We start from the raw sequence: 24,945 nt of genomic DNA, 5'->3' as shown, positions 1-24,945 counted from the left end.
GCGCGTGGACAATGGTCTCCTATGACGCGATCGCATCTCGACGTGGACGGGCGCAGGATTGTGCTGACCAACCTCGAGAAGGTGCTGTATCCGGAGACCGGGACCCGCAAGTTCGACGTCGTCGACTACTACATCCGGATCGCTGACGCGATGGTGCCGCACATGGCCTCGCGCCCAGTGACCCGCAAACGCTGGCCGGGCGGAGTCGAGTCGGCGCCGTTCTTCGAGAAGACCCTCCCCGCAGGCGCACCCGACTGGGTGGCCCGCTTCACGATCGAGCACTCCGAGCGCCGGACGGTGTACCCGGTGGTCCGGTCGGCTGCCGATCTGGTGTGGCTGGCCCAGGTGGCCGCGCTGGAGCTCCACGTGCCGCAGTGGCGCATCGACCTGTCCGACGACGAGGAGCGCCGCACCGACCGCATCGTGCTCGACCTCGATCCCGGGCCCGGCGTGACACTGGACGACTGCGCCGCCGTGGCCCTCGACATCCGCGCCATGCTGACCGACGCCGGTCTCGAGTCGTTCCCGGTCACCAGCGGTTCCAAGGGGATTCACGTCTACGGGCGCCTCGCATCGCCCGTGCGGTCCGAATCGGCGCGCACCGTGGCCCGCCAGATCGCGACCGCCCTGGCGCAGGCGCACCCCCGCACCGTCACCGCGACCATGGCGAAAGCCGAGCGCGAGCGCCGGGTCTTCATCGACTGGAGCCAGAACACCGCCGCTAAGACGACGCTCGCGCCGTACTCGCTGCGTGGACGCGAACGGCCGTGGGTCGCGGCGCCGCGGTCGTGGGACGAACTGTCCGAGTCCGGACTCGCCCATCTGCTCTGCACCGAGGTCCTCGACCGCTACGAGAACGACGGCGATCTGCTCGCCGGACTGTCGGAGGCGAGCCCGCCGGTCCAGACGACCACCGTTCCCGACGACGCGGTCGTCGACCTCGGCGAGTATCGGAAGAAACGGTCCTCACGCTCTCGGAGGGAGAGCGTCGCGCCGCCTCCGCGAGAGAGTGCGCCCGCCCGCGACAGCGAGGTCGACGATCCGCTGCCCGGTCTCGTCGGACTCCGCCCGATGCTCGCCACCGACGACCCGATCGAGTCCCTGACCGACGACTGGGCGTACGAGGGCAAGTGGGACGGTTTCCGGGCACTGATCAGGGTGGTGGGCGGCCGGGTCCGGTTGATCTCGAGGTCGGGCAACGACCTCACCGGCGACTTCCCGGAACTGTCCGTGTTCGGTGACCTCCTGGTCTCCGGCGGCCGACCGGTCGACGCCGTGCTCGACGGTGAGATCGTCGCGATCAACGACGCCGGGCTCACCGACTTCTCGCTGCTCGCATCGCGGAGGCGCAGAGCCGAGCCGCACGAGCTCCGGGTGCACCTCTTCGACGTCCTGTACCTGGACGGCGTCCGAGTGTGGGAGCAGCCGTGGGAGGTGCGGCGCGAGATCCTGGAGTCCCTCGACTACTTCGACGGCGAACCGCTGATCGACGTGCCGCCGCTGCTTCCCGGGCCGGCGGACACCGCGATCCGCACCGCACGGGACCGGGGGTGGGAAGGGGTCATCGCGAAACGGCGGGCTTCGTCCTACGCGAGCGGACGCCGCAGCCCCGACTGGCGCAAACAGAAGAACTGGAACGACATCGAAGTGGTGATCGGCGGCTATCGGCCCGGTCGCGGCTCCGAGTCGAAGATCGGATCACTGCTGGTCGGCCTGCCCGCCGAGCGCGGCCTGCGCTACCTCGGCCGGGTGGGCACCGGTTTCAGCGACGCCGAACTCGACGCACTGCTCGAAGAACTCCGGCCCCTGCGGATCAGCATGTGCCCGTTCATCGACGACATCGACAAGCCCGTCGCGGGCAGCGCGACGTGGGTGCTGCCGAAGATCGTGGCGGACGTGCAGTTCATGGACTGGACGTCGACGGGGCACCTGCGCCATCCGAGTTGGCGCGGAATCCGCCGTGACAAGCTGCCGGGCGACCTGTGAGCGGCTCTCAGGACTCGCTGAGCAGAACCGCGATCGTCCCCTCCTCGAGAGCGTCGAAGATGTGCTCGATGTCGCCGGGATAGTTCACGTAGTCGCCGGGCGACAGTTCCACGGGCGCCTCCGTCGGCCCCACCGACGCCCGGCCCGAGCAGAGCACGACGTGTTCGACGACTCCTCTGGCGTGCGGTTCGGAGACTCGGGGACGGCCGGGCTCGGCGCGGATCAGATAGGCGTCGCGGCGCGTGCCGTGCCGCGCCGCCGACAGCAGGGTGGCGCTGTAATGATCGGCCTCGCCGGCGGAGATCGTCGCACCCTCGCCCAGCCGGATCACTTCGACGGTCGGACGAGGCGCGTCGACCAACGCCGAGAACTGGATTCCGAGTGCGACGCTGAGTGCCCACAGCGTCTCCACGCTGGGGTTTCCCTCCCCGGACTCCAGCTGTGACAGAGTCGACTTCCCGATTCCGGCACGGCGCGCGAGTTCGGCCAAGGAGATGCCCGCCCGCGCCCGCTCTCTCTTCAGTGCCGCCGCGACGAGTTTCTGCGGACTCACATCGTTCGACAGAGCGGACGAACGTTCATTTTGACGAACCTCTTCCATAGGTTCATCATAGTGGACATGCGTTCATCATGGAGAACACTCGTGCGGCGCGCGCCCCGCGAGATCATCGCCATCGCGTTCTCCCTCTGGATCGTCGGCGTCTCGTACGGCGCCGCCGCACACGGGATCGGCATGGCATGGTGGCAGGTCCTGCTGATGGCCTGCGTCGTACTCGCCGGATCGTCCGAGTTCGTCTTCGTGTCGGTGGTGGCCGGCGGCGGGCTGCCCGTGGTCGGCGCACTGGCCGGCCTGCTGGTGAACCTGCGCAATTTCTCGTACGGGCTCTCCGCCGGCCGATTCCTCCGGGACGACCGATCGGCATACGCCGCAGCCCACATGGTGAACGACGAGACCGCCGTCTACTCGGCCGGTCACCGCGATGTGACGGCCGCACGGTCGGCCTTCGTGATCTGCGGAACCGCGGTCGTCATCGCATGGCCACTCGGCGCGCTCACCGGTGCGATGGTCGGGCAGGTGATCGCCTCGCCCGAGACGCTCGGGCTGGACGCCGCCTTCCCCGCTCTGCTCATCGCCCTGGCGCTTCCCGCACTGCGCGACCGGGAGACGCGTTGGGCGGCCCTGTTCGGCGGGACCATCGCGCTGGCGACGGCGGGCTTCGTGGCCGCCGGACTGCCGATTGTGCTGGCGTTGTTCGGAATTCCGCTCGGGCTGATGGTGACCGGCCGCCCGCGCGTTGACCGGAGTCGCGAGCCGGAGAGCGTGCCGTCGTGACCGGCTGGGAGTTCGCCTGCGGCGTCGCGATCCTCGCCGGAGGGACCTATCTGATCCGGGTCGCCGGCGTGCGGCTGCGCAGCCGGATCACCGTCTCACCGGCGGTGGAGACCCTGCTGGAACGGTCGACGATGATCCTGTTGATCGCCGTCGGTCTCACCGGCGCCCTGTTCGCCGGCACCGAATTGAGCGATCCCGCCCGTCCGATCGGAGTCGCAGCCGGTGCGGTGGCGGCCCTGCTGCGCGCGCCGCTGGCCGTCGTGATCGTCGTCGCGGCAGCGACCACCGCGGCACTGCGACTGGTGCTGTGACGGCGGGTCACTCCAGGACGAAAACCGGAATCTGACGGTCGGTGTTCTGCTGGTACTCGCCGTACGGCGGGAATGCCTCGACCGCCAGCTTCCACCAGTGCTCGCGCTCCTCGCCGGAGACCTCGCGCGCAGTGAGGTGGAAGACCTCCGTGCCGTCCTGCACGGTGACCTCGGGGTGTGCCTTCACGTTGTAGTACCAGGACGGGTTCGACGGCGCGCCGCCCTTGGACGCCACCATCGCGTACTTGCCGTTCTCCTCGACCCGCATGAGCGGGACATACCGCTGCTTGCCGGACTTGGCGCCGAGCGTGGTGAACAGCACCACTCTCATGCCGTTGATGTCCGCGACGTCGGTCGTGCCCGCGGCCAGGATCTTCTCGGTCTGATCGCGCACCCAGTCGGTGGGGCTCAGTTCGGGGGAATCACTCATGGTCCCGATGGTAGGGCGATCGCCCGCGGCAGGGCGTCGACATCGGCAGGTTCGACCGACTCGACGTTTGAGAGCCGCATGGACGGGGTATCCCGGCACTGCATGTCCGCCGCAGCACAGCTGGAGGGAGTTCGCCATGACAGTGCACCATCACGACCCCGACCTGAGCGGACGGGCCGTCGCGTTCCTGGTCGCGCCGGAGGGCGCCGAGGAGCGCGAACTCACCGACCCGTGGCAGGCCGTGCGCGAGGCCGGTGGCACTCCGACTCTCGTGTCGACCGTCGGCGGAACGGTACAGACTTTCCGCCACCTGGACCGCGCCGCCTCATACCCGGTCGACGAGGTGGTCGAGAATCTCGACTCCACGGATTTCGATGCGCTGGTGCTTCCCGGCGGTGTCGCGAATCCGGATTATCTGCGGACCGTTCCCGGCGCTGTCGAGTTCGCGGCGCGGTTCCTGGAGTCGGGCCGCCCCGTCGCCGCGATCTGCCACGCGCCGTGGCTGCTCATCGAGACGGGTCTGATCGGGGGTCGCCGGCTCACCGCCTGGCCCAGCCTCCGAACCGACGTGCGCAACGCGGGCGCCACGTGGGAGGACGGGCCGGTGGTGGTGTGCGACTCGGGCCCGGGTCCGTTGATCACCAGCCGGGCGCCGGACGATCTGCCCGCCTTCGACGAGGCTCTGCTGCACCGGTTCTCGGTCGCGGCCACGGGCCGGCCCTGATGCCTTTCGTTCAAGGAGGTTCACATGAGACGCAGCGAATCCACGCCGGGAGGAGGCCCGCCCATGACCGGAGACCATCTGAGCGCCGCGACCGTTCGTCCACTGAAGGCGCTCGGGCTGATCGGCTACGGGCTGCTCCTGATCGCCCTGGTGCTGATCGCCGTGACCTTGACCACCGCGGCGGCCGACGACGCGCTCGCACCGTGGATCGTGGCGACGGTGGTCTGCGCTGTGGCCGCGGTCGGATGCCTCGGTTGGTCGCGGGTGAGGTTGCGGTCCCATCGCGCGCTCGACCGTCCCCAGCACGACCCGCTCATCCCGGAGACGACGGCCGAGGAGGCCGACGAGTACGAGCACCTGCATCATCCACGCGGCCGCCGCAGGAGGGCATGATCGCCGAGCGATCACCCGCCCGTGCGACGGCCGACCCGACAGACGAGGAGGCACCATGTCACTCATCAACACCCATCAGCCGGAGATCGGCGGTCTCTCGCACACCGAGTCCGATGCACTGATCTCGATCCTGCAGCACCGGCTCAGTTCCCTGATCGATCTGCATCTCACGCTCAAGCATGTTCACTGGAACGTGGTGGGCCCCAACTTCATCGGAGTCCACGAGATGCTCGACCCGCAGACCGCCACGGTCCGCGGATTCGCCGACGTGCTCGCTGAACGCATCGCGACGCTGGGCGGCTCGCCGAGCGGGACATCGGCGGGTATCACGAAGAATCGCGACTGGGACGATTACGATCTCGGCCGCGACACCGTCCAGGCGCATCTCGCGGCCCTCGACCTCGTCTACACCGGGGTCGTCAAGTCCCATCGCGACGCCATCGCCGAGGCGGGGATGATCGATCCGATCACCGAGGACGTCCTCATCGGCCAGACGCGCGAACTCGAGCAGTTCCAGTGGTTCCTGCGCGCCCATCTGGAAGACCGTTCCGGCGAACTGGCACACGCGGGGTCGCATACCGAACTCGGCGCCGCCGACGCAGCTCGCTGAGGAGGTCGCTCGCTCAGTAGCTCGGTAGAAACGCGACAGAGGCACATGAATCGGCGGCGCTGCTCGGGCAGCGCCGCCGATTTCGCTGGTTCATCTCGCTGGTTCCGGAAGCCGGACTGCGATCTGGCGAAACGCGTCCAGTGACCTCAGACGAGCCTCGCGCGCAGCAACTTCTTGCCCATCTCTGCGCCCTTGAGGCTGTCGCTCTGCGCCTTCGTGAACAACTCCACCGTCTCGTGGTCGCCGTCGCGCTCGGCGTCGGCGATGAAAGTGTCCATCCGAAGCGCGTTCGACAGGCACTTCTCCACGTATCAGATCAGGTTGTACGTCTTGTCGCGTGTTCCGGTCACTTCCCCGGACTCGGTGCTTGCAGACATGCCGCGTCCTCCGTTCAGATAGTCGGTATTCGTCCGTCCGGAAGCGAAGTCCGTCTCCGGACATCGATCGAGTTCCCGATCGCCGAGACCCCGAAACATGATGGGCGGATACGCTGGCCGAATGTCGCCCCGCCGCCGAAGGCTCGCCATCTCACTCGCAGTGGTCGTCGTACTCCTGGGCGGCGCGACCGCCGTGGCCGTCCACGAAGGCGCGGTGGGATTCGTCCGGACCTGGTGGAACAACCGCGACCGCGCCTATCCGGACCTGGACACCACTGCTCTCGGCCCCACGCAGCAGCGCATCGTTACCGTCACCCGCGCGGAGTTCGACGCCCAGCCGCCGGGCACCAAGTACTCTGAAGGGGTCGACGAGGAGTGGTGCGCCGACTTCATCAGCTGGGTGATGCGGGAGTCGGGCGTGCCCTTCGAGAATCCGTTCTCCGGGCACTGGCGGATCCCGGGGGTGTACACCCTGACCGAGTACTTCCAGTCGCAGGGACGCTTCCGCGCAGCCGACTCGGGTTACCGTCCCGTCCTCGGCGACGTGATGCTCTACTCCACCAAGAGCTTCTTCCGTCAGCACACCAACATCGTGCTCGACTACTCCGACGGGGAGGTCACCACCGTCGGAGGCAACGAGTGGGGCGGACACGTGAAGGTGAACCGATTCCGGATCGGCGGATACGTCGGGCTCGTGGGGTACGGCGTCCTGCCGTCGGCAGCCGAGCAGTAGCGGGCTTCACCCCGCGCGCCGGATGCGCCGTCAGACCGGAACGAACTCAGAGATCTTCCACGAGTCGCCGTCCTTGGTCATGTGCACGCGGACCCGGCTGCCGTCGAGGCGCGGACCTTCCAGGTCCTTGCTGGTGGTGGTCTGGTTGACGAACAGCAGCACGGTCACCGAGTCCTCCTCCGCGGCCACCACCGAGGCTTCGACCACATCGGCCTTGGTGACGATGGCATCTCTCTTGGCCGCGGGCTGCACCACTGACGCGCCGAGTTCGGTGTATTCAGTGAGGAACTTACCGGTCAGCAGCTTCTTCGCCGACTTCGGAAAGGCCTGGTCGATGGTCCGATAGTCGTAGCTCAGCAGTTCCGGTACGTCACGGCGGGCCGATGCCAGCGCCGACTGCCCGGCATCGGCATCGGCAGCGGCCGACGACGCAGCCCACCACACGTACCCGAGCGCACCGGCACCGACGACCGTCACCGCCGCGAGCACTCCGACGACGAGCCTTCGCGCCCGCACCGACAGATCGGCGGGCCACAGAAGCAGTCCACGCATCCGGCTGCTACTCGTGCCCGTGCCCTCGTCGACGGCCTCTTGTTCCTCGTGCGTCTCCGGCTCGGTGGCGCCGACCGCATCGTCCGGATCCACGCTCGCCTGCTCATTGACCGTCATGACACGAACTCCACATTCCCGACCTTCCAGTCGTCGCCTTGTCGTTGGAGGTCCACCAGCATCCGGTAGACGCGCTGCTGACCGTCGGGTGCCTCGGTGTTCTTGACTACCGAGCTCACCGCTGCGAGGACTTTCGCCGAGTCGTCGTCGGCCTCGACGATCCCCGCCTCCTTGACCGCGCCCGTCGAACGAACCTGACCCGAGGCGAGGACCTGTTCGAAGGAGGCGGCCAGCTGGCCGAACTGTTGTTGAAACGAGCCGGTCGCCAGCGAGGAGATCCGGTCCATGTCGGCCTTGGACCGTTGGTAGTCCAAGCTCACCAGCCCGGCGACCGCTTCTCGCGTCACGTCGAGAACCTGCGCGTCCCGGCTCTTGTTCCGTTCGGCGTGACAGAGGTCGACGCCTTTGACTCCCAACATCGTCAGAACCGCGACGGCGGCGATCAGCAGGGACCAGACGACGAGCGCCGGCCGGCGACCTCCCCGGTCGCTGAGCGTTCGTGTCTCCTGTTCCGTCGCCTGCTCCTGGCCCGTCTCCTGCGCTTCGTCTGCATCTACCACTTGATCAGCAACGACTGCCATGTCGTGTTCCCCTTTCCGGATGCTGTGCTGGTGGGCGATCCGACGAAGTACGTCACTCCGTCAGGTCCTGTGAACCGGCCCGTCTTCTCCGAGTAGGGAATCGGCCGATCAGTGGGCGTCGACGATCGCGGACGCCGGTCCGGCGGGTCGCCTGCGGTCGCGCTGTGCGGCTTGGCGAGCATCTCAGGCCACGTCGACGGCAGACCTCCCGGACAGTCCGCGACCAGCGCGGTCCTCACCGACAGATCGGTGGCGCAGGGCACGTTGCGCGCGCCACGAGCGACCTTCGGGTTGGCGGCGAGGACGTCGCAGTACTGGTCCGGGACCACCGGAACCTCCCGCAGGTCCGACGGATCACGCCGCTGGGTGCGGCCGTAGCCTTCGGTGCACGGCGGCGGGTTCAGCGTATTTCCGAGCTTCACGTCGAGCGGGGCCTGCGGGCTCTCACCGAGCGCGAAGTCCTTGACGGAGTATAGCGTGCCCGATGTGAACGCCGGATACACCGTCAAGATGTGGCGGAGCCCGGGCACGTTGACCCGCAGCACCTGACCGACCGTCTGCAGGTTCGCGAGCAGCGTCGGCAGTGTCGGCGTCAGCTTCCCCAATGTCGCCGACACCTCGTCAGCGGCGGCGGGTGCGTCCTCGATCAGCGTGCGAATCCGGCCGTCGCTCATAGCGAGCTGATCAGTGAACGACGCCAGATTCGCCACCGACGATCGCAAGTCGACGGCCACCTTGTTTCCGGTGCGCAGCAGCGGGTCGGCATCGCCGATCAGCGTGGTCGTGGGTACGAGGTCGATCTGCGCCAGCCGCAGTAACTGCTGTGACGAGTCGATCAGACGGGCCAGCCGGTCCCCGGACTCTCCCAGCCCGTCCGAGACAGCGTCGATCGTGGTCTCCAGATGCTGAGGCGAGAGTGCCCCCACCAAGCTCATCGTTCGCCCGAGCACGTCTTTGGTGGGTGTGGGCGCCACGTTGCCGCCCGCCGGGAGCACATCGCCGTCGCTCAGTGAGGGGCCGGCGCCCGATCGCGGTACGAGATCGACGTACTGCTCACCGACGGCCGACTGACTCTTGATGTGGGCCGAACTGTCGCGCGGGATGCGCCGACCCGAGTCGATGCGCAGCGTCACACGCACCGGCGCCGATGGATTCGCCAGATCCAAGTCCACGCCGTCGACCCGGCCCACGGTGACGCCGCGATACGTGACCAACCCGGACTCGTAGACGCCGCCGGCCGAGCCGAACTCGGCGACGACCCGGTACGTGCCGATGCCGGTGACACGACCGATACCGATGTACGTGATCGCACCGTAGACCACACTCACCACGGTGAGCAGTGCGAACACGATCAACTGCCACCTGACCAGCTTCGTCAGCCTCATCGACGGCCGCCCTTCGGCGCAGCGAACGGTGCGCGCAGCGGATCGGCCGCCTGGCGAGACAGCATCATCTTCTCCACGTCGATCTTCGGCAGGCTGCCGATCACCTTGTCGCGGATGGCACCCACGGACAGGTCCAGAGTGAGAAACAGATTCTGGAAGTCGCCCTTCATCCCCTTGTCGATCGTCGTCACCGGGAACGGGATGGTCAGACCCACGAGCAGCGAGCCGACCAAGTCGTCTCCCGACTGTTCGAGCCCGGTCAGCGCAGGCCGCAGTTCGGACACGATAGTGGCCAGGTCGTCGTGGCTGCGGGACAGCGCCGTCGACACCTTGGCGCCGAAGTCTCCGACACGGTCGAGCATCGTGACCAGGTTCTCGCGCTGGTCCGCGAGCACGGTGAGCGCGGGTTCGATACCGTCGATTCCCGCGGCTATCGTCGAATTCTGATCGGCGAGTGATCCGCTGAGCCGCCCGAGAGCGTCGATCGCGCGGCCGATGTCGTCGCGCTGACCGTTGAGCCGGGTGACGAGGGTCTTGAGCCTGCCGATCGCTTCGTTCGCAGCCGCCGTCCGGCCGTCGGTGGCGGTGTTCAGTTCGGTCATGATCGACCGGAGCTGTTCGAGTCCGCTGCCGTTGAGCACCAGGGACAGGGCCGCGAGAACCGATTCGGTGGAGGGATACGCCGACGACGACTTCACGTCGATCGTGTCACCGGGAAGGAGATGGCCTGCAGCCGGCCGGGACGGCCGCACGAACTCGAGGTACTGGGCGCCCAGGACCGAGGTCTGCGCCAGCTTCACCGTGGCATTCGCCGGGATCACGACGCCCTCCGAGAGTTCCACCTCCACTGCGGCGACGGATTGGACCACCGAGATCGACCCGATCTGTCCGACCGTCACATTGTCGTATTTGACCAGCGAATTCGATACGAGATTCTGCACGTCGGCTAAGTGAACGGTCACGCGATAGGCCTTGCCGGAAATCGCGTCGCCGGGCAGCGGCAGGGAGTTCGCGCCGTCGAACCGGCAACCGGTCAGCGCAGTGGACACGACCGCCAGGAGTGCGGCCAGTGCAGCAGCGATCTTTCTGCGTCTCATCAGCGACCTCCCGTCTTCGACGTCGACGACGCGGACGAGCGTGCTATCTCGGAGGTGAGGACCCGGGTCAGCGTGGTGTTCACCTTCTGGCACTCCTTCTTCGGTGCGTCGACCGTGGTGAGCAGCGCGCAGATCAGCGATACCGGGTCGGGGAAATCGGCGATCGCCAGTCCGGCGGTCAGGGAATTCGAATCCGGGTCGTAGATGTTGTAGAGATTCGACAGAGCGGTCGGTGCCGTATGCAGGATCTGGGCGAGGTCGTCCTCACGGTCGACGAGCAGTCGCGACACCCGGGTGAGTTCCCTGACGTCCGTGCTCAGCGCGTCGCGATTCCGCGAAAGGTAGTCGCGCAGGTCTGGAACCATGTCGTTCAGTGCATGGATCGCGGCGTCGAGCTGCGTCCGGTTGTCGGCCAGAAGCGCCGAGGCGTCGTTCAGCTGCGCCGAGAACGAGACGATCTGGTTGTCGGAGGCACGCAGTGCGGTCACCACCTGCTGAAGATTGCGTACGGTGCCGAAGAGATCCGGACCGCCGGCGGATAGCGTCCCCGCTGCGTCGGACAACGCGTCGACCGCGTGCCGCAGCGACTGGCCGTTGTCGCCGAGAACCGCGGCCGAGGTGTCGACGAACCGGCTCAACGTGCCCTTCTCGTCGTGCGCGGTGGGACCGAGCTGAGTGGCGAGGTCGGTGACCTGCTTCTTGATCTCGTCGTATCCGACCGGCACTGCCGTGCGCTTGAGGCCGATGACTGCGCCGTCGGGCAGTGCCGCGCCTCCCGGCCGCTCCGGATTCACGAACTGCACGTAACGTCCCGACACGAGGGTCGGCGATACGATCACGGCGCGCGAGGACGCCGATACGAACACCGAGTCGTCGTACGACACCTCGACGACCACGTCGCCCGGCGACGGTTCCACCGACTTCACGGTGCCGATGGACACCCCTCGCATCTTCACCGGGTCGCCGGGGAACAGCCCGGTGCCGTCGGTGAAATGGATTGTCGCTGTGGATGTGTGCGTACGCTCCCACACCACCGACACCGCCAGCGCCACCATCGCCGTGACGACGATGCCGATCACGATGACCGCCGGCGCACCGAGTCTCTTGACTGCCTTCATCGTCCGCCTCCCGGGCTTCCAGGCTGCTGACCGCGGAGATTCGCGGGCGTGATGTTCTCGAGCAGAACGGCGAAGAACGGCCCGCTTCCCAGGACGTCGGTGAACTGCATGACGTACGGCCGCATTCCCGAGATCGACTTGTCGAGATTCGTGTAGTTCGCGTTCAGGGTGTCGGTCACTCTGCGCAATTCCTCGAGCATCGGCGGCGTCGACGTGCGGTTCTCGACGGTGACACGCTCGATCTCGTCGGCGACACCTCGCAGGCTGACGAGCACGCGGCGGATCACCGCGGCGCGATCGTTCAGCGCTTGGAACAGGACATCGCCGTCGTCGATCAGGCGGGTCAGGTTGCCCTTGCGCTCGGCGAGGACGCCCGAGAGCGAACGGGTGTGCTGTAACAGGGTCCGAATGCCCGCATCCCGGCGGGAGACTGTCCGAGCGGCGTCCGCGACGTTCTCGAGCGAGCCGCCGAGATCGTCCGGAAGGCCCTTCATCACCTTGTCCAGGCTCTGCACCGCGTCGACAACCTGCTTCTTGTCTGTGTCGCCGACGTTCTCGGTGAGTTGATCGAGTGAATCGGTGAGGTCGAAGCCTGAGGTGGTGCGCGACTGCGGGATCCGGTCACCGAGCTCACCGCCGCCGCCGGTCGTCAGCTCGACGTAGCGGCGTCCGAGCGCGGTCTCCACTTTGATCGCGGCGCGTGTCTGTGAGCCCAGATCTCTCCACCCCTCGGTGAGACGGAGTTTGACGTCCACGTGATCGGACTTCAGTGAGATCGCCGTGACTGTGCCCGCGGAGACTCCCGCCACCTGGACTTCGTCATCGGTGTTCAGACCGCTCGCGTCAGCGAACTCGGCGACCACCGTGGTGGCGCCGGGCCAGAAGGGCAGCGACCGATAGTTGAAGGCCAGTGCGAGAACGACGAGGATCACCGCGCTACCGATGATCCCGGCCCGCACGGCACGGACGGAGTCGTCAGGTCTCATCATTTACACCTCTGGGCGGGTACTTGGATCATCGGCGTGTCCTGGTGGCCGCCGTCGAGCGTCGGGTAGCGGATGGCCAGACCGCAGACGAAGAAGTTGACGAAGCTGCCGTACCCCGAGGAGCGGCCGAGCAGGCGATACGCCTCCGGAAGCTTGTTCAGCAGCATGTTGATCGTCGACGTGTTCTTGTTCAGGTTCGCCGCGAGGCCACGCAGGCGCGTGATGTCGATGGTCAGATCCGGTCTGACCTCCGACAGCAGGCTGTCCAGTTGCGAGGTCGCCGCCTCGATGTGGGCGAGTCCGTCCACGATCGTGGTTCGGTCCTCGGCGAGCCCGGACACCAGCCGCTGCATCTGTCCGATCATCGAGCCGAACGCTGCCTTACGTTCGTCGACCGTGCCGAGGACCGTGTTGAGGTCGCTCACCACGGAGCCGATCGTGGCGTCCCGGTCGGCGATCGTCTTGCTGAGCTGTCCGAGCTGCGTGATCACTTCTCCGATGTCGTCGGTCCGGCCGTTGAGGACCGATACCAGTGCCGCCGACAGACGGTTGGTCTGGTCGGGGTTCACTCCGACGAGCAACGGTTTGAAGCCGTTGACCAGAGCGTCCATGTCGAGCGCGGCGCGCGTCTGCGTCGCGGGAATCACCGATCCGGACGGACGCTCCTTCGCCGCAGCCGCCGGCGGCGTCTTCAGCTCCACATAGCGGTCGCCGATCAGGTTCTTGTACTTGACGTTCGCGTTGGTCGCCGTGGTGACGACGACGTCGGAGTCGACGTCCATGGCCACCTCGGCGCCGAGGTGAGGGCCGTCCTCTTCGGTGCGGGCCACCTGGACGTCGGTCACCTTTCCGACCACGACGCCGGCGAGCTTCACATCGTCACCGGTCCGCAGCCCGGACGCCGACGTGAACACGGCACGGTACGACTTCGTAGGCCCGAACCGCAGGTCGCCGACGATGACGAAGAGCACGGCGGTGATGAGTGCGCTGACGACGAGGAAGATGCTCAGCTTGATCGCGGGCCCGGTGACGTTCATCGCGTCATTCCGTAGATCATGGAGGCGAACGGGTTGCCGATGATGTCCTCCGGGTTCTTCACATCACGGTAGGCGTGGCTGCCGTCGTTGAAATCGACGTGGCCGGGCGCCTTGGCACCGGGGCCGCGGGGGTACCCGTAACAGCTGGGTCCCGACTCTCCCGCGCCGGTGCGCGGAGCGTCTGTTCCCGGCCGATAGGGCGGGTCGCCCATGATGAGTGTTCCGACGATGTCCAGTCCGGCTCGCGCGCCCCCGAACGCACGCTCCAGATACTTGCGTCCGAGGTTGAGGCCGGACAGGAAGCACGGGAGGATCGGGCCGTAGTCGCCGAGCACCTGAGTCGGCGGCGCCAGTGCTTCCGCGGCTTTCACCAGCGGTGTTTGGACGCCGGCCATGAATCGGTCGCCGGTGTTGCCGAAGCGGGTGAAGCTCAGCAGGAACGACGTCAGCTGAGTCTGCTCGTCGACGATCGTCTTCGACGTGACCGTTAGATTCCTGATCGTGGTCATCAGGTCGGGCGTCATATCGGCGAACGTCTCGAGGTTGTCCGCGCCCAGCTTCAGATCGCGTTGCAGCGTCGGCAGCGACTTGTTGAAGGTCGCGAGGTAACGGTTCACATCGTCGATCACGGAGCCGAGCTTGCCGCCGCGGTTCACTGTGCCCGTCTGCACCGCAGTGAGCGTCGCGTTGACGCGTGCCGGATCGATCCTGTCGAGGATCTTGACCAGCAGGTCGAAGGTGTCGAACACCTCGACCGGGGTGGCGGACGTGTCAATCGTCGCGCCGGCGGCCAGCTTGCCCGCCGACGGCGACGACGGCATCGACAGCGCAACGTACTTGCGTCCGAACAGTGTCGTGGGTTCCATCTCGGCTCGCATGTCGGACGGCAAGTCGTCCATCACGTCGGAGTCGATCTCCATCCGGATTCGAGCTTTGTCGTCGGCGACGGTGACTTGCGATACCCGGCCCACCACGACGCCGTACATCTTCACGTCCGAGCCCGGAACCAACAGCAGTCCGGCGCGCGGCGCGTTGAGATAGACCGTCTCGGTGTTCTGGAATCTGCCTCGGTACGACAACACTGCCAAAACGACGAGAAGGACGACGACGGCAGCTGCGGTGAATGCGTACAACAGGTGGCGCGTGCGCGAATGCTCGATCATCCGGACACCCGCACAGTCGAGTGAACGCCTCCGTAGAGCGCGATTCCGACCACGAAGTCGACGACCATGATGATGATCAGCGAGGTCCGCACGGCATGGCCGACCGCAACACCGACGCCGGCCGGTCCGCCGCTCGCGTTGTAGCCGTAGTAACAGTGCACAGCCATCACCGACACCGCCATGACGATCACCTTCAGCAGCGAGATCGCGACATCGGACGGCTGCAGGAAGAGCTGGAAATAGTGGTTGTAGGTACCCGGCGATTGGTCGGAAAGGAATACGCTGACGAACTCGGTCGCCGCATATCCGGTGAACAGCGCGATGGCATAGAGGGGGATGACCGCGACCAGTCCGGCTGCGATTCGCGTGGAGACCAGATACGGCAGCGACTGCACCGACATCACTTCGAGGGCGTCGATCTCCTCGCTGACCCGCATAGCACCCAGTTGGGCGGTGAAACCGGAACCGACGGTCGCCGTCAACGCAACGCCTGCGATAACCGGGATCGCCTCGCGGGTGTTGAAGAACGCCGAGATGAAGCCCGACATCGCCTCGACGCCGACGCGCCCCAGAGAACTCGAGCCCTGCTGACCGACCTCGTAGCCCGCGGCTGCCGTGAGGAATCCGATGATGACGACGGTGCCGCCGATCACCGCGAGCGCTCCCGCGCCCAGCGAGACCTCGGCGAGCAGCCGGACTGTCTCGCGTCGGTAATGCGTGAAGGCGCGAGGCACCGCCCGCAGCGACGCGCCGTAGAACGCCAGTTGCCGGCCGAGGCGCTCGGCCGGCGCCAGGACGCGGCCAGGCGCGAGCCGTTCGAATCGCGCGCGAGACGGTTCTCGAGCGGTGGGTGCGCTCGTCATGATGTGGTCCTCCGATTCACCGGTACCCGCCTAATGCAGAGAAAGAGTCGTGATGACGGCGTTCGCCAGGAACAGCAGCACGAAGCTGAACACGACCGTTTGGTTGACGGCGTCGCCGACGCCTTTGGGCCCGCCGCCCGCCTTGAAGCCAAGATGACAGGCGACGACGGCCGCGAGAAGTCCGAAGATGCCCGCCTTGAGTTCGCTGATCAACAGGTCTGACGTGCCGGTCAGAATGGGGATGGCGGTGATGTACTGGCCGGGTGTCGCACCTTGCAGGAAGACTCCGTACAGGTATCCGCCGGTGAGTCCGATAGCTGTCACCAGCCCGTTCAGAAATACCGCGACCACGCACGAGGCGATGACACGCGGTACCGCGAGACGCTGAATCGGGTCGATTCCGAGCACGCGCATCGCGTCGATCTCTTCGCGGATCGTTCGGGATCCGAGGTCGGCGCAGATGGCGGTGGCACCCGCTCCCGCGACGACGAGCACGGTGACGATCGGGCCGATCTCGCGGATGACCGCGATGCCCGCGCCCGCACCGCTGAGGTCGATGGCACCGATCTCATTGAGCAGGACATTGATCTGGAAGACGACCATCACGCAGAACGGAATCGACATCAGCATCGTCGGGACGATCGAGACACTGGCGATGAACCAGGCCTGCGCGACGAGTTCGCGCCATTGGAACGGTCTGCGCGGCAAGGCTTTGAGGATCTCCCAGAATGTCAGGAAGAAGGAACCGACTGTCTGGACTCCGTCGCGGGCCTTCCCGAGGGCGGGAGCGAAAGCCGCCGTCATCGGCTCACCGGCCTGTCGATCGGCGTGATCGGCAGACGCAAGGCACCGGGTGCCGACGCTGGAACCACCGGAGCGACAGGCGCCACCGGCTCGATCCGCTGATATCCGTCGCCCTGGGCCGGTCGAGTGTCGGCATGGCCCTTGTTGGGCCACAGGGCCGCCGCCCGCTCGGCCTGCGCGGAGATGGTCAGCGAGGGGTTGACACCGAGATTCGCCGAGACCGCCGATCCGTCGACCACGCTGAGCGTCGGGTAGCCGTGTACGCGGTGGTACGGGTCGATCACCCCGGTCGAGGCGTCGTCACCGATTACACAGCCACCGAGGAAGTGCGCGGTCATCGGAACGTTGAACACCTCGCCCCAGGTACCCGCCGGGACTCCCCCGATCTGCTCCGCGATGCGGCGCGTCGCTTCGTTGCCCGCGGGAATCCAGGTCGGGTTCGGTTGCCCGTGCCCCTGCCGGCTCGAGAGCCGCCGGCCCAGCAAACCTCGCTTGGTGAACGTGGTTATCGAGTTGTCGAGATTTTGCATCACGAGCGCGATCACTGTCCGCTCGCTCCACCCCTTCACCGCCAGGATCCGTCCGGTCGCGATCGGGTGGCGCAGCATGATTCCCAGGAAACGCACCCAGCGTGGCAGGCGTCCGTCGCCGTCGGTCATCGGCGCTTGCAGCATGCCCATCGCGTTGGAGCCCTTGCCGTAACGGACCGGCTCCACGTGCGTGTCGGGCGACGGATAGAACGACGACGTGATCGCCACTCCACGAGTGAGGTCGAGCGACTCGTCGACGCTGTAACGGATTGCACCGAGGATCGACTCGGAGTTGGTTCGGGTCAGCTCGCCCAAGCGCGACGAGAGCTGCGGGAGGCGACCGGAGTCCTTCAGTTTGTGCAGCAATTGCTGCGTCCCCCACGTGCCCGCCGCGAGCACCACACTGCGAGCGGTGAAAACCTGTCTGCGCTTCCGCATCCACGCACCGGTGCGGGCCGTGTGGACCTCCCATGAACCGTCGGCCGTCGAACGTAGGTCGGTGACGGTGGTGAGGGGATGGACCACCGCGCCGATCTTCTCCGCGAGACCCAGATAATTCTTGAGGAGGGTGTTCTTCGCACCGTGGCGGCATCCGGTCATGCACTCACCGCACTCGATGCAGCCCGTCCGTTCCGGACCGACTCCGCCGAAGTAGGGGTCGGGTGCGGTGCGGCCGGGCGCCCCGAAGTACACGCCGACGGGCGTCTGGATGAAGGTGTCACCGGCACCCATGTCGTCGGCGACAGCCTTCACGATCTCGTCGGCCGGCGTCATGTGCGGATTGGTGACGACCCCCAGCATCCGTCGTGCCTGGTCGTAGTAGGGGCTGAGCTCATCTTCCCAGTCGGTGATGTGCGCCCACTGCTCGTCGGCGAAGAACGCGCCCGACGGTTTGTAGAGCGTGTTCGCATAATTCAGCGAGCCACCGCCGACCCCGGCGCCGGCGAGGATGACGCAGTCGCGAAGCAGGTGGATGCGCTGGATCCCGTACGCACCCAGCTTCGGTGCCCAGAGGAATCGCCGCAGGTCCCAGCTGGTCTTCGCGAAGTCGGAGTCCTCGAAACGTCGTCCCGCCTCCAGCACCCCGACGCGGTATCCCTTCTCCGACAACCGCAGGGCGGTGACACTTCCGCCGAACCCTGATCCCACGACGAGGACGTCGTAGTCGCGCTCACTGGAGGCGCTCTGCCGGAGAGGCCGAGGGTTCCGTCGGGGATCAGGCATGGGCTTCTCCGTCGCTGAAATGGTTGGGCCGGCGCACCGGGTCTAGGAGGTGATCTGGGTTATCGAGCTCAGACACTGTGATTTGTACTGCACATTGTTTATACATTTATGGCGGTTGTGTCAACTAGATCAGCAGTTTCTCCTGAACTGTCAACGATGCCGGGACGTCCTCAAACGCCCGAAACGCACGGAAGGCCTCAGTGTTTGCCCGCGTAGACTGGCCGCATGGGTGAGAGTCGGACCTTCCACAGCGAGGTCCGCAGCCTCCTCCGAAACCGAATACTCGACACCGCAGGCGATCTCGTAATCGCCCACGGCTGGTCCTCGGTCAACATGTCACGCGTCGCCCGCGAGGTCGGGATCAGCCGGGCCGGTCTCTATAACGAAATGGGGACGCGTCAGGATCTGGCGGCGGCGTTGGTGGCTCGGGAAGCCGACCGCTTCCTCACCGGTGTCACTGAGGCCATTTCGACCCATGCCCCCGATCTGGTGGAGGGCCTCGCCGCCGCCGCGGCAGTCACGCTTGCGACCGGTGAGCAGAACCGGCTTCTGCTGTCGGTGGTGAGCGAAGGTGCCCGGGCACGTGAGACCGAGCTCCTGTCTTTAGTCGCGGTCGATTCCGAAACGGTTCTCGGCCGGGCGATGCAGGTAGTGGCCGAACAATCGCGGTCGGTGGCACCCGAGATCGGCGATGCAGACCGGGCGACACTAGTCGAAGTGTTCGTGCGCCTCACCGTCAGTCACCTGCTTCAACCCCGTGGCGACCATACGGCCGCGGTTGATCAGATCCGGGCGACCGTCCGCGGTCTGATCTCGACGTTCGTACAGCCTTGAGGACGGAGCAGGGCCGAGCGCTGAGGCCTCGAGAGGCCCGCACGGTCAGGCCGCAAGCTCGGTTGAAAAGGCGTTCGAGGTCTGTACCCGGGTCCGGCGCAGCGTGATTGCGCGGCGGTGGGTGCAGGTGCCGTGCTTGTCCGGCGTGGTGGATCGGGTTCAGGCGCCAGGGTTGATCGGTGGTGGCTGGTCGCCAGGCCATGCGTCCGGCGTCGGGTCCGTCGGTGAGGGTGGTGGTTTCCCATTGTCCGCGGTTGGTGCCGACGGCGCGGTTGTGGCGTCCGCAGGCTGCGCCGAGGGCGTCGATGTCGGTGCGTCCGGCCGGGGTGATCCAGTCCGGTGCGTGATGGGCTTGAGTTTGGGCGAAGGGGCGGTCGCAGCCGGGGGCGGTGCAGCCGCGGTCGCGGGCGAACAACGCCAACCGCTGCGCCTTGCTCGCGAAGCGTGCACTTCGGCCCTGGTAGAGGATCTCGCTGGTGTGATTGCGGAAGACGGCCAGGTGCGGGACGGCGTCGGCAGCGAGGTTCACGAGTTCGCCGATCGGGATGCGGGTGCCGGTGGCGGTCAGGGCGATGCCGGCGTGGGCGGCGAGTTCTTGGTCGGTGACGGTGATGACGAGTTCGGTCGGTATCCGGTTCGGTGCTCCGAGTCCGCCGTGGGCGAGAACGTAGTCGCACAGGGCCAGCAGTGCGTCGTGTGTGCGTTGGGCGGCGCTGCGCAGATCCCGGCCCCGCGCCGCCGCGAGTGCCTCGGCGTCGATGCCGTCGGCGTCGATGGTTCCGGTGGGTGAGTCGGGGTCGGCGGGGTTGTTCATGCCGGGTGCGGCCCAGGCGGTCAAGATCACTTCGAACTTGGCCCGCAACTCCGGGGTCATCGCGCCGCGGACTTTGCTCATCAACTGACGATCCTGCGGGAGGATCGTGATTCCGCGTTGGCGTTGCCGGTCGACGTGATCGCTCTCCTGCCCGTCCGGATCCAGGTGAGCGAGCAGTCGGTCACCGACCTTGCCCAGATCATCCGGATTCAACCCAGCCGCCGCGTCGGCCAACTCCGCCTCGGCGCGGGCTTTGACCTCCGGCGAGATACAGCCGGGCACTTTCGCCAGCACCGCGGAGATCACCAGAGCGTGTTCGGCGCCGACAGTCCCGGCCGCGACCGCTGCGGCAGTAGCCGGCTTCCGCGGAGGCAGGGTCTCGCCTTGGAAGTTGGAGAACTCGCCGATGGTCTCGGCCATCCGCAGTCGTCGGCCAGCCTCGCGGGTTCCCAGCCGCAGCCCTTGCGAGAGGTATTGGTGCGGATTCAGGTAGCCGGCGGTGCGGTGGGCGTTGCGGTCGGAGACTTCCACCAGGAGTGCTGCGGAGATGCCGTCCCAGCGTCGCCGGATGCGTTCGGCGGTCTGTGTGTGGGCCAGCAGTTCCGGTTCGGTCTCCGGTGATAGGGAGGTTTCGGCGAGTTTGACCGCCGCGGCATCGATCAGTGCGAGTAGTTCGGCGGGCCGCCCCGGCAATGCACCGGTGGCGACGACAGTGGCGATCGAATCGGTGATCGGATCGGTCATCGCTGCCACCTCCCCCGAGTGTTTCAGCTGGTCAAACCATGTTTTCTTGACTACCTGAACGCTATCACCCAGGTCCGACAAAACGACTCGCGTCGACGGCTGACCGCCCGGACCTGGTGTCCGGGCGGTCAGCCAATGTCTCAACTCAGGTGATGGACCTCCTGCAATCCGTAGACCGGCGTGTCCAGCCCCTCGAACCGGGCCTTCAGCTGCAGCGCCAGGTACAACGAGTAGTGACGCGACTGGTGCAGATTGCCTCCGTGGAACCAGAGTCCCGGCTGCTGCGTCGGCTTCCACATGTTCCGCTGCTCGCCCTCCCAAGGGCCGGGGTCCTTGGTGGTGTCCGAGCCCAGACCCCACACCTTGCCGACGCGATCGGCCACTTCCTGGCCCATCAGATCCGCCGCCCAGCCGTTCATCGAACCGTATCCGGTGGCGTAAACCACGACGTCGGCCGGAAGTTCGGTCCCGTCCTCCAGAATCACCGAGTTCTCCGTGAGACGCTGCACTCCGCCCTTGGCGAGCTTGATGGTCCCGTCGGCCACCAGCTCGCACGCCCCGACGTCGATGTAGTAGCCCGAACCGCGGCGCAGGTACTTCATGAACAGACCCGAGCCGTCGTCGCCGAAGTCCAGATCGAATCCCGCGGCCTCAAGCCGCGCATAGAAGTCCTTGTCACGCTCCCGGATCTGGTCGTACAACGGGATCTGGAACTGATGCATGATCCGGTACGGCAACGATGCGAAGGTCATGTCGGCCTTCTTGGTCGTCATCCCGTCGGCCACTGCCTGCTCGCTGTAGAGCGCCCCGAGACCGATCTCCATCAACGAGTCCGATTTCACGATGTGCGTCGACGACCGCTGGACCATCGTGGTGTCGACTCCCGCTTCCACGAGCGCCTTGCAGATGTCGTGGGCGGAATTGTTCGCACCGATCACCACCACCTTCTTGCCCACATACTCATCGGGTCCCGGATGTCTGCTGGAATGGTGCTGCTCGCCGGCGAACACGTCCTGTCCCGGGAACTCGGGGACGTTGGGCTTGCCCGACATCCCGGTCGCGAGCACCAACTGTGTCGGGTGCAGTGTCATCGGCTCACCGTCGCGGACGAGTTCGACGGTCCAGCGTCCGGCCGCCTCGTCGTAGGCGGCGGATGTGCACTCGGTCCTGCTCCAGTACGGCACCTCCATCACCTTGGTGTAGAACTCCAGCCAGTCGCCGATCTTGTCCTTGGGCGCGAACACCGGCCAGTTGGGCGGGAACGGCAGATACGGAAGGTGGTCGTACCAGACCGGATCGTGCAGGCACAGCGTCTTGTACCGGCCACGCCACTGATCGCCTGGCCGATCGTGCTTGTCGACGACGATCGACGGAACGCCGAGCTGCCGCAACCTCGCACCGAGCGCGATTCCGCCCTGGCCGCCGCCGATCACGAGGACGTAGGGCTGGACGGCTCGGCCGAGTTCGGCCTCCTCATCCTCCTTCTTCTCCGCCCACGACCGGCGGTCCGGGTCACTGCCGTGCACCGCGCCCCTCGGCCGGCGCAAGCCGCTGGGCTCTTCGAAGCCCTTCAACTCCTGCAGGGTGGTGAGCAGGGTCCAAGCTCGGTCGACGCCGTCGTCGTCCTGCTTGATGCGCAAGTGACCGTCACCGCGACCCACCCGGGTCTCGAACTCGATGAACGCCTCGACCACCCCGTCGGTCTCATTCGCCTCCTCCGTGCGCGCGAAGCCGCCGGCCGCCGCATCCGATTGACGCGCGGCGAGCATCGCGACGATCTCGTCGTGTCCCTCGACCGTCTTCAGGTTCCAGGTGAACGCCACCAGATCACGCCAGAACGAGTCCGCCACGAACAATGAGGCGACCTGTTGCGGATCCCCCGAGGCCAGGGCTCGATCGAACTTCTCGAGCCAGGCGTCGATGCGTTCGGACGGGGTGTGCCGCCCGGTGTCCACCGGCCGATCCATGGTCTGCGTCATGACTGTGTCCTCTCACTGCGGTCATTCAACGTTGTGATGCACAGCACACTCTTTCGGATTGGGGCCGACAAGCGTTGCAGGGGGTTGCAACCGGCTTGACGACCGCGCGGGCGGGGGTGAAGCTGAATCCGTCATGTGACGACCACCACAGCGGTATGAGGGAGTCCGATGTCGAACGCGACGGCCCGGCCGGTGCCGGAACCGGCGATCTCCTCCGGCGACGATCCCCGCGAGTTCGCGGCCGTGCTCCGCGCGGTCTACGACGCCGCACGATCCGGCGACCGACTGCCCGCCCGCCCGAGATCGGTGATCGGGCAGTCGTGGGACCGGGTCACCACCGCGGGCGTCGATCCCGATCGCGGAGCCGGACACGACCCGCTCGATCCGGGTGAGGTGGAGTGCCGTCGCGCCGAATCCGGACTGGCCGACGTCCTCGAATCGGTCACCGGCAACCTCGAAGTCCTCATCTCCGGCGGGGACAATCTCCTCGTGGTCGCGGACGCCTCCGGCCACGTTCTCTGGCGGTCGGGCGGGCCGCAGGTTTTGCGCCGCGCCGACCGACTCGGGTTCACCGAAGGGGCCTCGTGGTCGGAGCGGAATGTGGGGACCAACGCGATCGGGACGGCGCTGGTCTCACGCCAAGCCGTCCAGGTGTTCTCCGCCGAACACTTCGTCCGCACCCACCACACCTGGACGTGCACCGGTGCACCCATCCGCGATCCGCGGACAGGCGACGTGATCGGCGTCGTCGACGTCAGCGGCCCGGCTCCGTCGATTCATCCCGCGACGCTCGCATTGGTCGACTCGGTGGCACGACTCGCGCAAGCGCAACTGCGTGATGCCCACCGCACCCGCCTCGACCTGCTCCGCAGCGTCGCCGCACCGATTCTGGCCCGCACCGGAGCACCGGCCCTCGCGGTGGATCCCCACGGGTGGGTCGCCGCCGTCGACCGGCTGCCTCCCCGCACCCGGGTCTCGCTTCCGCGGGACTTCAGCGCCGGGCGCGCACACGTCGGTGATCTGGGACCGTGCGACGTCGAGCCCCTTCCCGGCGGCTGGCTCCTGCGCGTCACCGATCCGGACGAAACGGCCGCCACCACGCATGTCGTGCTCGTCGAAAGCACCGACGGGCCCGCGACAGTACATGTCGACTCTTCGGGTGCGGCATGGGTCCTCCATCCGTCACCGCGGCATCTTCAGATCCTCCGGCTCCTCGCCGCTCATCCCGATGGACTCAGCGCGGCCGAACTGTCGGCGCACCTGTTCGGAACCGCGGATCGAACCGTCACGGTCCGCGCCGAGATGTCCCGGTTGCGGCGCAAGCTCGGCGGGCTGCTGGTGGCCTCGCCCTACCGTTTCGCCGACATCGTGAGTGTGGAAGTGTCACCGGCGCCGACGTGATCTGACTCAGGTGCATCGGTCGTCTAGCCTGGATCAGGTATCGGCCGATGCCCAAAGGAGACGCATGTTCGTCATCGCACAGATAAGCGATCTCCACTTCGACGGCGGCCCCGACCACCGCAGGCGGGTGGCCGCGCTGATGGATTATCTCAACGGTCGCTGCGGCGGCCCGCGGAACGTGGATGCACTGCTGGTGACCGGCGATATCGCCGACGAGGGGCTCCCCGAGGAATACCGCGAGGCCCTCGACGCGCTCGTCACAGACATTCCGACTCTGATGACCCTCGGCAACCACGACGAACGCGCCGCGTACAACTCGGTGGTGACCGGAACCGAGTGCAGTGAACCGGTGAACTCGGCGCTCCGTCTGTCCGGACTCCTGGTGCTCGCGCTCGACTCGTCGATCCCCGGCCGCTCCGACGGCTACATCTCCCGCGGCACCCTCGACTGGGCGCGCGCGCAGATAGCCGAAGCGGGCCCGGACACCGATGTGCTGGTGGCCTTCCACCACCCGGCGGTCCCGGTCGGGATCCCGTTCATCGACGACCGCAGACAGCTCGATCCCGGACTGCTCGCGGAGTTCGTCGGCGAGCACCCGAACATCGTCGGCTGCGTGGCGGGGCACGCGCACACACCGGCCGTGACCACCTTCGCCGGGCGGCCGCACGTCATCGCCCCCGGCGTCGCCTCGACCCTGAACCTTCCGTTCGAGGGCACCGACGTCCTCAACATCGCTCAGCGTCCCGGCGTCGCCTTCCACCTGATCGACGACGACCACCGGCTCACGACCCATTTCCGCGGAGTGCCGGTGTAGCTCGT

At 66.7% G+C, this 24,945-nt stretch carries 25 protein-coding genes and 1 pseudogene; 10 read left to right on the top strand and 16 right to left on the bottom strand.

Features of this window, described 5'->3' with window-relative positions:
• The first annotated feature begins 21 nt into the window (after positions 1-21).
• Entirely contained in the window at positions 22-1,986 is a 1,965-nt protein-coding gene (ligD, locus tag Y710_RS08995) for a non-homologous end-joining DNA ligase (protein ID WP_062367257.1), read from the top strand.
• Positions 1,987-1,993: 7 nt separating this feature from the next.
• Here the strand turns inward: ligD and Y710_RS08990 are convergent, their stop codons facing one another.
• Positions 1,994-2,587 carry a helix-turn-helix domain-containing protein gene (locus Y710_RS08990; protein ID WP_006896853.1) on the bottom strand — a complete coding sequence of 198 codons (594 nt, stop codon included), beginning with the start codon at positions 2,585-2,587 and terminating at the stop codon, positions 1,994-1,996.
• A gap of 18 nt (positions 2,588-2,605) precedes the next feature.
• On the opposite strand from Y710_RS08990, the gene Y710_RS08985 reads away from it, so the two are divergent.
• Both Y710_RS08985 and Y710_RS08980 read left to right on the top strand, forming a co-directional pair.
• A complete protein-coding gene (locus tag Y710_RS08985; protein ID WP_039867626.1) occupies positions 2,606-3,319 on the top strand; it encodes an AzlC family ABC transporter permease in 714 nt (237 codons plus the stop codon).
• Complete coding sequence (locus Y710_RS08980; RefSeq protein ID WP_006896855.1) at positions 3,316-3,630, top strand: AzlD domain-containing protein; 315 nt, start codon at positions 3,316-3,318, stop codon at positions 3,628-3,630. Before Y710_RS08985 ends, Y710_RS08980 begins: the two co-directional genes overlap by 4 nt.
• A gap of 7 nt (positions 3,631-3,637) precedes the next feature.
• Here the strand turns inward: Y710_RS08980 and Y710_RS08975 are convergent, their stop codons facing one another.
• The gene (locus Y710_RS08975) at positions 3,638-4,060 is read right to left on the bottom strand and encodes a nitroreductase family deazaflavin-dependent oxidoreductase (protein ID WP_006896856.1); all 423 of its coding nucleotides are present in this window, start codon (positions 4,058-4,060) and stop codon (positions 3,638-3,640) included.
• Between the two features lie 136 nt (positions 4,061-4,196).
• On the opposite strand from Y710_RS08975, the gene Y710_RS08970 reads away from it, so the two are divergent.
• From Y710_RS08970 to dps, 3 genes are all read left to right on the top strand, one after another.
• A complete protein-coding gene (locus Y710_RS08970; RefSeq protein WP_006896857.1) occupies positions 4,197-4,784 on the top strand; it encodes a type 1 glutamine amidotransferase domain-containing protein in 588 nt (195 codons plus the stop codon).
• A 63-nt stretch (positions 4,785-4,847) separates the two neighbouring features.
• Positions 4,848-5,177: a hypothetical protein gene (locus tag Y710_RS08965; protein WP_006896858.1), complete on the top strand. Its 330-nt coding sequence runs from the start codon at positions 4,848-4,850 to the stop codon at positions 5,175-5,177.
• Between the two features lie 55 nt (positions 5,178-5,232).
• Positions 5,233-5,787 carry a DNA starvation/stationary phase protection protein Dps gene (dps, locus tag Y710_RS08960; RefSeq protein ID WP_006896859.1) on the top strand — a complete coding sequence of 185 codons (555 nt, stop codon included), beginning with the start codon at positions 5,233-5,235 and terminating at the stop codon, positions 5,785-5,787.
• 146 nt (positions 5,788-5,933) lie between these two features.
• Here the strand turns inward: dps and Y710_RS08955 are convergent.
• Positions 5,934-6,164, bottom strand: a pseudogene (locus Y710_RS08955) (hypothetical protein).
• A 121-nt stretch (positions 6,165-6,285) separates the two neighbouring features.
• On the opposite strand from Y710_RS08955, the gene Y710_RS08950 reads away from it, so the two are divergent.
• Positions 6,286-6,897 (top strand): CHAP domain-containing protein, encoded by a 612-nt coding sequence (locus Y710_RS08950; protein WP_062367372.1) that lies wholly within the window; start codon positions 6,286-6,288, stop codon positions 6,895-6,897.
• A gap of 30 nt (positions 6,898-6,927) precedes the next feature.
• Here the strand turns inward: Y710_RS08950 and Y710_RS08945 are convergent, their stop codons facing one another.
• Genes Y710_RS08945 through Y710_RS08895 form a run of 11 tightly spaced genes read right to left on the bottom strand, consistent with a single transcriptional unit; the run spans position 6,928 to position 18,354 of the window.
• Positions 6,928-7,566, bottom strand: coding sequence for a hypothetical protein (locus tag Y710_RS08945; RefSeq protein ID WP_197462926.1), 639 nt, complete (start codon positions 7,564-7,566; stop codon positions 6,928-6,930).
• Positions 7,563-8,147 carry a hypothetical protein gene (locus Y710_RS08940; RefSeq protein WP_231875714.1) on the bottom strand — a complete coding sequence of 195 codons (585 nt, stop codon included), beginning with the start codon at positions 8,145-8,147 and terminating at the stop codon, positions 7,563-7,565. Before Y710_RS08940 ends, Y710_RS08945 begins: the two co-directional genes overlap by 4 nt.
• Positions 8,120-9,532, bottom strand: coding sequence for an MlaD family protein (locus Y710_RS08935; RefSeq protein WP_062367255.1), 1,413 nt, complete (start codon positions 9,530-9,532; stop codon positions 8,120-8,122). The genes Y710_RS08940 and Y710_RS08935 overlap by 28 nt, the downstream gene beginning before the upstream one ends.
• Complete coding sequence (locus Y710_RS08930; protein ID WP_062367254.1) at positions 9,529-10,629, bottom strand: MCE family protein; 1,101 nt, start codon at positions 10,627-10,629, stop codon at positions 9,529-9,531. The genes Y710_RS08935 and Y710_RS08930 overlap by 4 nt, the downstream gene beginning before the upstream one ends.
• Positions 10,629-11,747, bottom strand: coding sequence for an MCE family protein (locus Y710_RS08925; RefSeq protein ID WP_062367252.1), 1,119 nt, complete (start codon positions 11,745-11,747; stop codon positions 10,629-10,631). Before Y710_RS08925 ends, Y710_RS08930 begins: the two co-directional genes overlap by 1 nt.
• The gene (locus tag Y710_RS08920; protein WP_231875713.1) at positions 11,744-12,736 is read right to left on the bottom strand and encodes an MCE family protein; all 993 of its coding nucleotides are present in this window, start codon (positions 12,734-12,736) and stop codon (positions 11,744-11,746) included. Before Y710_RS08920 ends, Y710_RS08925 begins: the two co-directional genes overlap by 4 nt.
• Entirely contained in the window at positions 12,733-13,770 is a 1,038-nt protein-coding gene (locus Y710_RS08915) for an MCE family protein (RefSeq protein WP_062367251.1), read from the bottom strand. Before Y710_RS08915 ends, Y710_RS08920 begins: the two co-directional genes overlap by 4 nt.
• Entirely contained in the window at positions 13,767-14,933 is a 1,167-nt protein-coding gene (locus Y710_RS08910) for an MCE family protein (protein WP_062367249.1), read from the bottom strand. The genes Y710_RS08915 and Y710_RS08910 overlap by 4 nt, the downstream gene beginning before the upstream one ends.
• Positions 14,930-15,796, bottom strand: a complete 867-nt coding sequence (locus tag Y710_RS08905) for an MlaE family ABC transporter permease (protein ID WP_062367248.1) — start codon at positions 15,794-15,796, stop codon at positions 14,930-14,932. The genes Y710_RS08910 and Y710_RS08905 overlap by 4 nt, the downstream gene beginning before the upstream one ends.
• A gap of 30 nt (positions 15,797-15,826) precedes the next feature.
• Positions 15,827-16,600, bottom strand: coding sequence for an MlaE family ABC transporter permease (locus tag Y710_RS08900; protein ID WP_062367247.1), 774 nt, complete (start codon positions 16,598-16,600; stop codon positions 15,827-15,829).
• A complete protein-coding gene (locus Y710_RS08895; RefSeq protein WP_062367246.1) occupies positions 16,597-18,354 on the bottom strand; it encodes an FAD-dependent oxidoreductase in 1,758 nt (585 codons plus the stop codon). Before Y710_RS08895 ends, Y710_RS08900 begins: the two co-directional genes overlap by 4 nt.
• A gap of 225 nt (positions 18,355-18,579) precedes the next feature.
• On the opposite strand from Y710_RS08895, the gene Y710_RS18465 reads away from it, so the two are divergent.
• Positions 18,580-19,188 (top strand): TetR/AcrR family transcriptional regulator, encoded by a 609-nt coding sequence (locus Y710_RS18465; RefSeq protein WP_082781283.1) that lies wholly within the window; start codon positions 18,580-18,582, stop codon positions 19,186-19,188.
• On the opposite strand, the gene Y710_RS08890 is transcribed toward Y710_RS18465, so the two are convergent.
• Both Y710_RS08890 and Y710_RS08885 read right to left on the bottom strand, forming a co-directional pair.
• Positions 19,091-20,746: an HNH endonuclease signature motif containing protein gene (locus Y710_RS08890; RefSeq protein WP_231875712.1), complete on the bottom strand. Its 1,656-nt coding sequence runs from the start codon at positions 20,744-20,746 to the stop codon at positions 19,091-19,093. The two genes, Y710_RS18465 and Y710_RS08890, sit on opposite strands and share 98 nt — an antisense overlap.
• A gap of 140 nt (positions 20,747-20,886) precedes the next feature.
• On the bottom strand, positions 20,887-22,725 hold the full coding sequence (locus Y710_RS08885) for a flavin-containing monooxygenase (RefSeq protein WP_062367245.1): 1,839 nt from the start codon (positions 22,723-22,725) through the stop codon (positions 20,887-20,889).
• A gap of 168 nt (positions 22,726-22,893) precedes the next feature.
• On the opposite strand from Y710_RS08885, the gene Y710_RS08880 reads away from it, so the two are divergent.
• Complete coding sequence (locus Y710_RS08880) at positions 22,894-24,126, top strand: helix-turn-helix domain-containing protein (protein WP_062367244.1); 1,233 nt, start codon at positions 22,894-22,896, stop codon at positions 24,124-24,126.
• A 64-nt stretch (positions 24,127-24,190) separates the two neighbouring features.
• The gene (locus tag Y710_RS08875; RefSeq protein WP_006896877.1) at positions 24,191-24,940 is read left to right on the top strand and encodes a metallophosphoesterase family protein; all 750 of its coding nucleotides are present in this window, start codon (positions 24,191-24,193) and stop codon (positions 24,938-24,940) included.
• Positions 24,941-24,945 lie beyond the last annotated feature (5 nt).

Origin of the sequence: Gordonia sp. QH-12, from assembly GCF_001578675.1 — a bacterium.
In the GTDB taxonomy this organism is placed as follows: Bacteria; Actinomycetota; Actinomycetes; order Mycobacteriales; family Mycobacteriaceae; genus Gordonia; species Gordonia sihwensis.
This window is presented reverse-complemented; position numbering and strand designations above follow the sequence as displayed.